The organism is Phaeobacter sp. PT47_59, from assembly GCF_028890025.1.
Taxonomy (GTDB): Bacteria; Pseudomonadota; Alphaproteobacteria; order Rhodobacterales; family Rhodobacteraceae; genus Phycobacter.
Window position 1 is genome coordinate 166,832 of sequence record NZ_JARCJL010000010.1, and the last position, 11,480, is coordinate 178,311.

Genomic DNA, 11,480 nt, shown 5'->3' on the forward strand with positions numbered 1-11,480 from the left:
GGTGGAGCAGTTGCCGCAGTCCATCCTGTTCTGCTGTGACCACAACGCGGTCCGTTCCCCCATGGCCGAGGGGATCATGAAGAAATTCTACGGCACCGGCACCTATGTGCAGTCGGTCGGTGTCCACAATGACATGGAGATCGACGGCTTCTGCATCGCCGTCTGCCAGGAAATCGGGGTCGAGCTGTCACGCCACCGGTCGCGCTCTTTCGACGAGATGGAGCAATGGGGCGATGATCTGTCCTCCTTCGACCTGGTGGTGGCGCTGTCACCGGCCAGCCAGCGCCGCGCGCTGGAACTGACCCGGTTCTTCCACCTGCAGGTCGAATACTGGCCGATCATGGATCCCACCGGCCTGGGGGAAACCCGCGAGGCCAAGCTGGACAGCTACCGACAGACCCGCAACCAGATCATTCAACACCTCAAGGCCCGCTGGGGCGAACCGACGGAGCTGCTATGAGCAAGACCATTGCGCGCTATTTCGAAGCCTTCAACGCAGGCGACACCGACACTATGATCGACTGCCTCTCGGATGACGTCGCGCATCACGTCAACGAGGGCAACATCCGCGTGGGCCGCGAGAAATTCGCCGAGTTCTGCGACCACATGAGTCGCTGCTACCGCGAAGAGCTGACCGATATGGTGATCTTTTCCAGCGAGGACGGCACCCGCGCCGCCGCCGAATACATCGTCAATGGCACCTACCTGGAAACCGACGCAGGCCTGCCCGAGGCGCGTGGCCAGAGCTACCGCCTGCCTGCGGGGTCCTTCTTTGATCTGAAGGACGGCAAGATCTCCCGCGTCACCACCTATTACAATCTCGCCGACTGGGTGGCGCAGGTCTCCGCCTGATGGCGCTGCGGATCGAGCCTCTGACAGGTGCGGCGCTGGAAGCCGCACTGGATGATGTGGCCGCGCTCAGGATCGAGGTCTTCCGCGCCTGGCCCTATCTCTATGATGGCGACCTCGCCTATGAGCGCGACTACATGCAAAGCTACCGTGGCAGTCCGCGCGCGGTGGTGGTGGGCGCCTTTGACGGGAGCCGCCTTGTGGGCGCGGCCACCGGAACGCCGCTGGCCGATCACGCCGATGATTTCGCCGCCGCCTTTGCGGGCACCGGCATCGACCTGAGTACGGTCTTCTACTGCGCCGAATCGGTGCTCTTGCCCGAGTATCGCGGCCAGGGCGCAGGCCACGGCTTCTTTGATGCCCGCGAGGCCCACGCCCGCACCCATGGCTTTAGCAAAGCCGCCTTTTGCGGCGTGATGCGCCCGGCGGATCACCCGCTGCGCCCGGCGGACTATGCCCCGCTCGATCCCTTCTGGCGCAAACGCGGCTATGCCCCCCTGCCCGATGTTGTGGCAGAGTTCTCCTGGAGAGACGTGGATCAACCGGGTGAGACCCGCAAACCGCTACAATTCTGGATCCGGGATCTGTAGGCTCAGCTCGAAACACTTGGCGGCCTGGCCGCCTGACAGGAGAGAGTAGATGAAAATCGCCACCGCCGCCTATCAGATGGACTGGCTCGACAGCTGGGCCCAGTATGAAGACAAGCTTGCCTCCTGGGTCGGGGATGCCGCCAAGGAAGGCGCCGATCTTCTGGTCTTTCCCGAATATGGCGCGATGGAGCTGGCAACGCTGGATGGGGCAGATGCCGCCCGCGATCTGGAACGCTCGCTCCATGCCGTGTCGGACCGGATGGAGGATGCGGCGGCCCTGCATCTGAAACTGGCCGCTGAATACGGCGTGCACATCCTCGGCGCCTCGGCCCCCGTCAATGCGGGCTTTGACCGGCCGGTGAACCGGGCCGAGCTCTACACCCCCACCGGCCAGCGCGATCACCAGGACAAGCAGATCATGACCATGTTCGAGCGCGACCCTTGGGATGTCGTGGGCGGCGGACCGCTGAAGCTGTTTGACACCGCGCTTGGCAAGATCGGCGTGCTGATCTGCTATGACAGCGAATTCCCCCTCTTGGGCCGCGCCCTGGCCGAGGCGGATATCATCCTTGTGCCCTCCTGCACCGAGGCGCTGGCGGGCTATTGGCGGGTGCGGATCGGCTCCATGGCGCGGGCGCTGGAAAACCAATGCGTCACGGCCATGGCCTCGCTGGTCGGGCAGGCCGACTGGTCCGAATCGGTAGATGTGACCATCGGCATGGGCGGCATCTTCGGCCCGCCTGATACGGGCTTCCCCTCCACCGGCGTGCTGGCCGAAGGCACATTGGGCAAACCCGGCTGGACCTATGGCGATGTGGACCTTTCCACCATTGCCGATGTGCGCCGCGCGGGCGTTGTGCGCAACCGCAGCCACTGGGACGAGCAGGAACCGAGGGTAAAATCTGTCACAATTCGCCCCATGCAGTGATTGCGCCCTTGAAAAATTGGCAAAATGCGCCCATTTAAGCGCATCCCCGCAATCTGACGGGGCAACACAACGATGGAGAGAACATGGCCAAGGAAGATACGCTCGAATTTCCCGGTGTCGTGAAGGAACTCCTGCCCAATGCGACGTTTCGGGTCGAGCTGGAAAACGGCCATGAAATCATCGCACATACGGCAGGCAAGATGCGCAAGAACCGCATCCGCGTTCTGGCCGGCGACCGGGTCCAGGTGGAAATGACCCCCTATGACCTGACCAAGGGCCGGATCAACTACCGCTTCAAGTAAGCGCAGGTCCGACCACTCGGCAAAACCAGACAAGCAAAGCCCGGCACCGATGCCGGGCTTTTGTTTTTCGGGCTTTGCTCCTAGAACGGCTTGAAACATCTGACGGCAGGCAACAGCAAGGGGCCATTCATGGCATTCATTCTGGGATCGGGCAGCCCAAGGCGGCTGGAGCTTCTGGCGCAGCTTGGCGTCACCCCGGAGGCGGTGCGCCCGCCGGACATCGACGAGACCCCCAAGAAGGGTGAGCTGCCCCGCGACTACTGCGCCCGCGTCACCCGTGAAAAGGTCGCCGCCGTGGCTGCCGATGCCGATGACGTGGTGCTTTGTGCCGATACCACCGTCGCGCTGGGGCGCCGGATCCTGGGCAAGCCCGAGGGCGCCGGGGAAGCCGCCGAATTCCTGCTGGCCCTTTCCGGGCGGCGGCACCGGGTCATCACCTCCGTCGCTGTGCGCCGGGGCGCCCGCATCTGGCAAAAGGATGTGGTCAGCCAGGTCAAGATGAAGCGCCTGTCTGATGAAGAGTTGAACGCCTATCTCGCCACGGATGACTGGCAGGGCAAGGCGGGCGGCTATGCCATCCAGGGGCCTGCCGGGGCCTTCATTCCCTGGATCAACGGTTCCTTCACCGGCATTGTCGGGCTGCCGCTCTGTGAAACCGCCCATCTTTTGCAGGCCGCAGGCTGGCCGCTTTACAAGGAGGCCACCGCATGAAGGGCCGCACGATCATTCTGGACCATATCGACGGGCGCGAAGCCGCAGCCCTGATGGTGGATGGCAAGCTTGATGACTTCCTGATCGACGGCGATGCCCCCGTCCCCGGCACCGTCTACCGCGCCCGCGCCGACCGCCCCGTAAAGGGTCAGGGCGGCATGTTCCTGACCACCCCCGACGGCCCCGCCTTCCTGCGCCAGGTCAAGGGGATGGCACCGGGACAGCAGCTGCTGGTGCAGGTCACCGGCTACGCCGAACCGGGCAAGGCGATCCCGGTGACGCAGAAGCTCTTGTTCAAGAGCCGCTACGCCATTGTGACGCCAGAAGCTCCGGGTCTCAATGTCTCCCGCTCGATCCGGGACGAGGATGAGCGCGACCGCCTCCTGGAAATCGCCCACGAGGTGATGGAGGGCAGCGACTACGGGTTGATCCTGCGCTCTGCCTGCGATGGCGCCGACGCGGATGAGGTCGCCGAAGACATTGCCGCCATGGCCACCCTGGCCGATCAGGTGCTGAACGATCATGGCACCGAGGTGGAAACCCTTGCCGAGGGCGACGGCCCGCATATCCGCGCCTGGCGCGACTGGGTGGAGCCTGCAGATGTGGAAAGCGCCGCAGGAGGGTTCGAAAGCCACGGCGTGCTGGATGCGCTGGAGGATGCGCGCGGGAGTCGCGAGCCTCTCTCGGGCGGCGCCTTCCTGTTCGTTGAGCCCACCCGCGCCCTGGTGGCAGTGGACGTGAATACGGGCTCGGATACCTCTCTGGCGGCCGGAGTAAAGGCCAACATGGCCTGCGCCCGCGCCCTGCCCCGTGCCCTGCGCATCCGCGGTCTGGGCGGTCAGATCGTCCTGGACCTTGCGCCGATGCCGAAAAAGGACCGCCGCGCCTTTGAAACCGCCCTGCGCGCGGCCTTTCGCGCCGACAGCGAGGAAACGGTTCTGGTCGGCTGGACCAACCTTGGCCATTTCGAGCTGCAGCGCAAACGCGGCCGCATCCCACTACGCGAGGTCCTGAAATGAGCTGCCCCCTGTGCGGTGAAGAAACCACTCCCACCTATCGCCCGTTCTGCTCCAAACGCTGCGCCGACCGCGACCTGGCGCGCTGGCTGAACGGCAGCTACGCGGTCCCCAGCCAGGACCCGGAAGACATTGAAAAAGCGCTGGAAGAAACCGAAAAGGCGCTGTCCTCGGGCGAAACGGGATCGCACTTCAAACATTGACGATTTTCTTTCAAAAACCCTCTGGACACCGCCAGCGCCACGGCATAGAAGGCCTGCACCCAAGGCGATCAGCCTTTCCCGTGCCCGGGTAGCTCAGGGGTAGAGCAGTGGATTGAAAATCCTCGTGTCGGTGGTTCGATTCCGCCCCCGGGCACCACAATCACTTCCATTTGTGGTTTATAACGTCTTCTAATAGTCTGAATTTCATCAAAAACATCGGCTCCTTTGTCCGAGTTTGTCCGGAGCGATCCCGCTTAATCCACCCTGAATGGGGGTATGAATCGGGGTACTGCCGAGGTCGTGAAATGAGGGCACCCCCAGATGCCTGTTTTAAGCGATGTCAAGGTCCGCACGCTGAAGCCCAAAGAAAAGCCCTTTAAGCAGGCCGACTTTGATGGCTTATTCGTGTTGGTCAATCCGAACGTCTCCAAGCTGTGGCGTTTCAAGTACCGCTGGATGGGTAAAGAGAAGTTGCTCTCGTTTGGCAAATACCCTGATCTGAGCCTTAAGCAAGCTCGTGACAAGCGGGACCAGGCGCGTAAGTTACTAGCCGAGGGAAAAGATCCCTCCTTTGAGCGCAAGAAAGAGAAAGCCACCAAGGACGCCAAGCACCGGGAAACTTTTGGCAGGCTCGCAGGTGCCCTCTTGGAGAAAAAGCGCCTAGAGGGCAAATCCGCCTCCACTTTGGCCAAAACAGAATGGTTGCACGGTCTCCTTTGCGCTGACCTGGGGAGCTACCCAATCAGCCAGATAACCGCCCGAGATGTTCTCGTCCCGTTGAGAAAGATGGAAGCGAGGGGCCGAAACGAGTCGGCGCTTCGCGTGCGGTCAGCAGCTGGTCAGATCTTTCGATATGCCATTGCGCAGGGTCTGGTGGATAACGACCCAACCTTTGGTCTCAAGGATGCCTTGACCCGAACCCCGGTCAAGCATCGCTCGGCCCTCATTGATCCTGAAAAGGTGGGCGGTTTGCTTCGCGCCATCGCAGGCTTTGACGGCCAGCCGACCACCCGCATCGCGCTTCAACTCTTGTCAATGACTGCATTGCGCCCAGGCGAGTTGCGGATGGCCGAGTGGTCGGAGATCGATCTGGAAAAGGCGATTTGGACGGTCCCGGCCCACCGCGCCCAAAATGCGTCGCCCTCATATGGTACCCTTGCCCGCTGAGGCGCTGGACAAGCTGAGTGAGCTGCAAGCACTGACGGGATGGGGCCAACTGTTGTTCCCCTCCATCCGCTCCTCAAAACGGTGCATGAGCGAAAATACCTTGAACGCGGCACTGAGAAGGATGGGCTACGGCGGCGAAGAGATGACCGCCCATGGCTTCCGCGCGACCTTTTCCACCCTGGCGAACGAATCCGGCCTCTGGAGTGCGGATGCAATCGAACGCGCACTCGCCCATGTGGAGGGAAATGAGACTCGCAAAGCCTATGCGCGGGGCGCTCATTGGGACGAAAGGGTTCGAATTGCGTCTTGGTGGGCAGGATATTTGCAGCAACTCGCTGACGGCCCCAAACGCTATGCTACGTCCTAGGACGCTAGATGTTCTATTTTTGTCCAAATATCGAGAAAAGGACTTGTCGCGCATAGATCGCAGTATTAGCGCCCAATCACAATGACGGCGCAAGATGTGCTGTTTCCTAGTCCACGACGGACGCCCCGCTCAACGGGAGGAGACGTGCATCATAGCTGAGCATCTCCTCCGGTCACCAATTACGACACAAAGGAGATGGTTATGACCAATCCAGACCGCATTCTCAGATGTAAAGACGTGATGGCCCTGACCGGACTGTCGCGCAGCACCCTGTACGCCATGATGAGCGATGGGACGTTTCCGGCTTCGATCAAGCTGAGCAAACGCGCGGTAGGCTGGCGCGCAAAGGCTGTCCAAGCTTGGCTGGACGCCCGATGAAAGGCCTCGCCCTACGCGCATTAGGCAGCGCAGAAACAGCCCAGAGCACGAGGGCATGTCCCTGCCTGACACAGGGAGGTGTATGATGTCACGTGACGACGCAAAGCGCCCGTTGGAAACGCCGGATCTTTTTGAGGGGTTGGGCATTAGGGGCGACAATCCTTCGGCACCTGGTCATGCTGAAGTCAAACAGCAGCCTCTACGGCACGCAAAGAGCCGCGCACAGAAGGAGCGAACTGCCAATAGACCGCATTTGGGTGGAAATGTCGGCGTCGCCTTTCTGACGGACCAGGATGGTGCGCTCCGTTTCCGAGTGACCCGACAAACGATATGGCGATGGGTAGGAAAAGGACGTTTTCCTGCCCCCCTGAAGCTCTCGGCGGGCACCTCCCGCTGGCGTCTGGATGAGATTCTGGCGTTTGAGCGCAAACTCCCCCGGTATTCACCCGACGAGGCATCGAATGATGCGGAAAGGAAGCGCACATGAGTCGGCGATACAAGATCCGTGCGAAAAAGCACCGCGTTTATGATGTCAGCGAAGTCATGGCCCTCTATGACATCTGCCGCAACACGGTTTCGAATTGGGTGGGCGCTGGGCTCATACCGTCACATGGGGCAGGACCACAGCTCTTTCGCGGTTGTGAGCTCAACAGGTTTCACAGCGCTCGGCGTGCCCAAAAACCGAACTTGCGGCCTGGTGCAAGCCCGGCAAAACGGTGGCGTTCCTCGGCTCATCCGGCGTTGGGAAATCGACGCTCGCCAATGCATTGCTCGACAGCCAATCCATCGAGACCCAGACCATTCGCGAGGACGACGCGAAGGGTCGACATACGACGACGCGGCGTGAGCTTCATGCGATGCCCAATGGCTGTCTGATCCTGGACACTCCAGGCATGCGGGAATTGCAGCTCACCGATGCGGCGGAAGGGATCAACGATCTTTTTGCTGACATTCAGGAATTGGCCGCGTGGTGTCGCTTCAGCGACTGCTAACACGAGACCGAACCGGGATGCGCTGTTCTGACGGCTATTGATGAGGGCATTCTCGATTCCGGTCGGCTTGGCAGATGGCGTAAGCTGATGGCGGAGGACGCGTTCAACTCCGCGAGCCTTGCGGAACGCAGATCGCGCGACAAGGCGTTCGGGAAAATGGTGCGCGGCGCTAAAAGGATCAAAGATGTCAGGAGGTAAGGCGATGACGCAGTCGAAAGCAGGTCAAATCGTATGGCACGACCTTTTCACATCGGACAGGGAGTGTTCGATGGCATTCTACCAGCGCGTCGCCAACTGGACGTATGAAACCGAGCGGGCGACGGATTTTGCCTGGGGCGGCGGTGAGAAGGATTTTGTCCTTGCCCTATCCGGTGACGAAGCGGGCGCGGGGGTGGCCGAGACGCCTGCGGAGCAGGAAAGTGGCTGGATCGCTTACATCGAGGTTCCCGATGTGGACGTGGCGGTCAGGCGCGTCGCCACACTCGGAGGCAAGATCGTTCGGGAGCCATTCGAGGTGCCGGGTGTTGGCCGCAATGCACTCGTCCGCGATCCGCTCGGTGCTCTGGTCGGGATCTCGCTGTCCCGGCACAGCTTCCCTGTTTCGCGTCGGCAGTTCGGCCCTGACGTGTACGTCGGCAAAGGGACTGACTTTCCGCTGGCGTTCTATGTAGAGCTTTTTGGATGGCAGGTCTCTCCCGAGCAGGACACGGATTGTCTCGCACTCCTTGGGCCTGGGGGCGATCTTGTTGCACTCCAACATGCCGCGACCTGGCCAACCGGTTCAAATGCAGCTTGGGTCCCGTGCCTCAAGGTTGCTTCAGTCTCTGATGCCTGCCGTGCTGCTGAAGCCAAAGGAGCGCGTCCGGCTTCTGTGGATGTGAATGAAACCGTTCAAGCCTATAACCCCATCCTGTGTGATCCAGACGGCGCGCGGTTTGCTCTTGGCGTCGAAAAGGCGACCACTTTACAGCATCCGTGACTCAGGGTGCAGAGCCGCCTTGCGGCGCTGCGGCGGCAGGGGGCTACGCCTCGTCCCGCCCCCCAGATGACGCTAGGTAGCCCAAAGCGGTGCCTTCAGAAAGTGGAGTGCTGTATGGAAATGCAACAGAGGCGAGATCTCAGCCTTCATACTTGAAGTTGCACAGGCACGACACGGACAGTCGGCGCTGCATAGGCCGCGGTCGTTACGGTCTCCGTCAACTCGCTGCCTGTGGACGTTTGACCGTTCTTGCAGACAAATAGCGCTTGGCTCGTCAGCGCGATGCCGGTACCTTCGCTTTTTGAAGAATTGTTTCAATTATTTGGTTTGCCTGGTTTGAAAGGACTTTCCACGCATGACAGTTGAAGTCACGCTTCAGGACCTGAATGGCCTGATTGAATACACATTTGCTGATGTAGATCTGAAGTTCTTTGCCGGTGGCGGTGCCAGGTTTGATTTTGGTATATCAGACACAAACTACCTGACTGGCCAGGCCGAGATCACTCCGGCCACATTTCTGCCCGAGGGGGTCTTTCGCCTAACATACTACAGTGATGCGACGGGATCGGTCACAGCTGATTTCATTGGCGATTGGCCTGACCCTCTGACCTTGTCGCAAGTCGGCGAAAACGTCGCCTGGGTCGAGAGCACCGCGAATATCGAGATCGAAGAAGTGACGGTCATCGTGCCGCACGCCTATCGCATCACCATTGATTTCAACGGCGAGGGGCCGACGGTCAAGGATTTTGTCGAGAACTGGACCGAGCGGGATCTGGTCGCCCTCAATCCACTGGTGAATGGTGAGTTCGCAACGGAAGACGGCTGGTCCGGCACCAGCGGGAGCGACCGCTATAACGGCACGTCCCGGGCCGACGTCATCGAAGGTCTGGGGGGGCGGGATATCCTGAAAGGCGGGCGTGGCAACGACGAAATTCTTGGCGGCAGCGGCAATGACAGGCTGTTCGGTCAGGCTGGCCAGGACACGCTAGAAGGCGGGGCTGGCAAGGATAAGCTATCAGGCGGCGGCGGCCGTGACGTGCTGATCGGTGATGACGGGAACGACCGGCTGATTGGGGGCGGCGGAAACGACAGGCTTCAAGGCGGCGACGATAGGGATATCTTGTCCGGGGGAGGCGGCTCGGATGTTCTGCAAGGTGGAGAGGGGAACGATCGTTTGATCGGTGGGAGTGGCAATGACACGCTCTCAGGAAGCTTTGGCAATGACACTCTGATAGGTGGAAGCGGAGATGACTTCCTGCAGGGGGGCGACGGCGCTGACCTGTTCATTTTCGAGAAGAACGTAGCGGGTGGTGCGGATATCATCACCATGCAGCGCTTCGGTGGTGATACCCTTCGACTGCAGGGATTTGGCGTCGAGATTGACACCTCAACGGCAAGCGGTGAGGAAATAGAAGCTGCAATGGCCGCACAAGACATTCATGTCACCCGGGATTCCATGAGTGGAGAATTCGAAATCGGCTTTGGCTCAACCGGTGATTCCATAACCATCATTTTTGACCAAACTGTGCTGCAGGGACAGATCTGGGACTATTTCCAGTTCGTTTGACTTCGCAAGCGGTGTGTTCTGGTTGGGGCGGCTGATCGAAATCCGCGCACCAACCAGAACACGGCCTGCGCCTTCCAGGCATGGGTTTTCGGGGCGGCGGCGATCACGCGGCCCGCTGCAGGCTACTGACGTCCGAACGCCTGACCAGTGCCGCATGAAGCACCTTCACCGCATCATTGACCGCATCGCGGTGTCAACGGCGGAGTAAAATTCGGCCATTGTGGCGGAGCAAAAGTCGGCCAGTTTGGGGCGAGCGCCTTGGAGCGTGCGGCCCTCATATAGCAAGCCCGGTCCAAGGCGCATTGGCCGTCAGGCCAATTCTGTGAGGTTCATTTGTTGGCGGCGGCGAGGCGGGCGCGGCTTTGATTGAGGCGGTAGCTTTCGCCGTTCATCTCGAGGATGTTGACGTGGTGTGTCAGCCGGTCCAGCAGCGCGCCGGTCAGGCGTTCGGTGCCGAAGGTTTCGGTCCACTCCTCGAAGGGCAGGTTCGACGTGATCAGGGTCGACCCTCGCTCGTAGCGCTGTGAGATCAGCTCGAACAGAAGCTCGGCGCCGGTTTTGCTCAAGGGGACGAATCCCAGCTCGTCGATGATCAGCAGTTTGACCTTGGCGAGTTTGCGCTGGAGTTGCAGGAGGCGTTTTTCGTCGCGGGCCTCCATCATCTCGTGCACGAGGGCTGCGGCGGTCACGAAGGCGACAGGCAATCCCTTCTGGCAGGCAGCCAGTCCCAGCCCGAGGGCGACATGGGTCTTGCCGGTACCGGAGGGACCGAGCGCGATCACATTCTCCTTGCGTTCGATCCATTCGCAGCGCGCCAGCTCCAGCACCATCATCTTGTTGAGCGACGGGATCGCCTTGAAGTCGAAGCTGTCCAGGCTTTTGATGGTCGGGAACTTTGCGGCCTTGATCCGGCGTTCCACCATGCGCCGTTCCCGGTCGATCAGTTCCAGCTCGGTCAGCCGGGCCAGGTAACGCACGTGATCTACGCCTTCAGCGGCGCAGATACGGGCCTGCTTGTCATGTTCACGCAGGAACGTCGGCAGCCGAAGCGTTTTGAGATGGTGGGCCAGCAGCAGTTCGGGTGCATCCGTCATGCCCCACCCCCTGCCAGCAGGCTCATGTAAGATGTGGCGGAGGTGGTAGCGATGTTGGTTCTGGGCAGGAAGGGATAAACATCCAAATCCAGCCTCGGAGGCCTTTGCTCGACCCTGCACAAGATCAGATGCTTGATTGCATCGAAGCTGACCGCTCCCATTCGCAGGGCATCTTTGACGGCAAGATGCAGCACGTCAATCTCGAAGCGCTCCAGAAGGCGCAGGACCTGCACATACTCGCGCTTGCCGGCCTTTCCCTGCCGGGCTTCCAGCAGTCGGCGCAGGGTTTTGAACGCTTCGGGCAACTCCCAGCCCTGCAGAGGCGCGGCCTGATCGA

14 protein-coding genes, 1 tRNA gene and 2 pseudogenes are annotated in these 11,480 nt (G+C 60.8%); 15 read left to right on the forward strand and 2 right to left on the reverse strand.

Annotation, left to right across the window (positions count from 1 at the left end; all coding sequences use genetic code 11):
* The first annotated feature begins 1 nt into the window (after position 1).
* The 15 genes and pseudogenes from PXK01_RS11845 (at position 2) to PXK01_RS11915 (ending at position 10,049) form a co-directional block, all read left to right on the forward strand.
* Entirely contained in the window at positions 2 to 460 is a 459-nt protein-coding gene (locus tag PXK01_RS11845) for an arsenate-mycothiol transferase ArsC (RefSeq protein WP_274849052.1), read from the forward strand.
* Positions 457 to 852: a ketosteroid isomerase-related protein gene (locus PXK01_RS11850; protein ID WP_274849051.1), complete on the forward strand. Its 396-nt coding sequence runs from the start codon at positions 457 to 459 to the stop codon at positions 850 to 852. Before PXK01_RS11845 ends, PXK01_RS11850 begins: the two co-directional genes overlap by 4 nt.
* The gene (locus PXK01_RS11855) at positions 852 to 1,439 is read left to right on the forward strand and encodes a GNAT family N-acetyltransferase (RefSeq protein ID WP_274849050.1); all 588 of its coding nucleotides are present in this window, start codon (positions 852 to 854) and stop codon (positions 1,437 to 1,439) included. The genes PXK01_RS11850 and PXK01_RS11855 overlap by 1 nt, the downstream gene beginning before the upstream one ends.
* 49 nt (positions 1,440 to 1,488) lie before the next feature.
* On the forward strand, positions 1,489 to 2,367 hold the full coding sequence (locus PXK01_RS11860) for a carbon-nitrogen hydrolase family protein (protein ID WP_274849049.1): 879 nt from the start codon (positions 1,489 to 1,491) through the stop codon (positions 2,365 to 2,367).
* A gap of 83 nt (positions 2,368 to 2,450) precedes the next feature.
* Positions 2,451 to 2,669 carry a translation initiation factor IF-1 gene (infA, locus tag PXK01_RS11865; protein WP_005620785.1) on the forward strand — a complete coding sequence of 73 codons (219 nt, stop codon included), beginning with the start codon at positions 2,451 to 2,453 and terminating at the stop codon, positions 2,667 to 2,669.
* A 129-nt stretch (positions 2,670 to 2,798) separates the two neighbouring features.
* Positions 2,799 to 3,380, forward strand: coding sequence for a Maf family protein (locus PXK01_RS11870; RefSeq protein ID WP_274849048.1), 582 nt, complete (start codon positions 2,799 to 2,801; stop codon positions 3,378 to 3,380).
* Positions 3,377 to 4,399 (forward strand): ribonuclease E/G, encoded by a 1,023-nt coding sequence (locus tag PXK01_RS11875; RefSeq protein ID WP_274860180.1) that lies wholly within the window; start codon positions 3,377 to 3,379, stop codon positions 4,397 to 4,399. Before PXK01_RS11870 ends, PXK01_RS11875 begins: the two co-directional genes overlap by 4 nt.
* Complete coding sequence (locus PXK01_RS11880) at positions 4,396 to 4,599, forward strand: DNA gyrase inhibitor YacG (protein ID WP_274849046.1); 204 nt, start codon at positions 4,396 to 4,398, stop codon at positions 4,597 to 4,599. The genes PXK01_RS11875 and PXK01_RS11880 overlap by 4 nt, the downstream gene beginning before the upstream one ends.
* Before the next feature lie 82 nt (positions 4,600 to 4,681).
* Positions 4,682 to 4,756, forward strand: a tRNA-Phe gene (locus PXK01_RS11885).
* A 164-nt stretch (positions 4,757 to 4,920) separates the two neighbouring features.
* The gene (locus PXK01_RS11890; RefSeq protein ID WP_274860182.1) at positions 4,921 to 5,766 is read left to right on the forward strand and encodes a tyrosine-type recombinase/integrase; all 846 of its coding nucleotides are present in this window, start codon (positions 4,921 to 4,923) and stop codon (positions 5,764 to 5,766) included.
* Positions 5,747 to 6,133, forward strand: a complete 387-nt coding sequence (locus PXK01_RS11895) for a tyrosine-type recombinase/integrase (protein ID WP_274860184.1) — start codon at positions 5,747 to 5,749, stop codon at positions 6,131 to 6,133. The genes PXK01_RS11890 and PXK01_RS11895 overlap by 20 nt, the downstream gene beginning before the upstream one ends.
* A 201-nt stretch (positions 6,134 to 6,334) precedes the next feature.
* A complete protein-coding gene (locus PXK01_RS11900; protein WP_274860185.1) occupies positions 6,335 to 6,511 on the forward strand; it encodes a helix-turn-helix transcriptional regulator in 177 nt (58 codons plus the stop codon).
* A 662-nt stretch (positions 6,512 to 7,173) separates the two neighbouring features.
* Positions 7,174 to 7,701: pseudogene (rsgA, locus tag PXK01_RS11905) on the forward strand (ribosome small subunit-dependent GTPase A); the annotation flags it as partial.
* Between the two features lie 4 nt (positions 7,702 to 7,705).
* On the forward strand, positions 7,706 to 8,482 hold the full coding sequence (locus PXK01_RS11910; RefSeq protein ID WP_274860186.1) for a VOC family protein: 777 nt from the start codon (positions 7,706 to 7,708) through the stop codon (positions 8,480 to 8,482).
* 355 nt (positions 8,483 to 8,837) lie between these two features.
* The gene (locus tag PXK01_RS11915) at positions 8,838 to 10,049 is read left to right on the forward strand and encodes a calcium-binding protein (protein ID WP_274860187.1); all 1,212 of its coding nucleotides are present in this window, start codon (positions 8,838 to 8,840) and stop codon (positions 10,047 to 10,049) included.
* Between the two features lie 329 nt (positions 10,050 to 10,378).
* Here the strand turns inward: PXK01_RS11915 and istB are convergent, their stop codons facing one another.
* Together istB and PXK01_RS11925 are read right to left on the reverse strand one after the other, a co-directional pair.
* On the reverse strand, positions 10,379 to 11,143 hold the full coding sequence (istB, locus tag PXK01_RS11920) for an IS21-like element helper ATPase IstB (protein WP_058317429.1): 765 nt from the start codon (positions 11,141 to 11,143) through the stop codon (positions 10,379 to 10,381).
* A pseudogene (locus PXK01_RS11925) lies at positions 11,140 to 11,480 on the reverse strand (IS21 family transposase); the annotation flags it as partial. The pseudogene PXK01_RS11925 and the gene istB, both read right to left, overlap by 4 nt.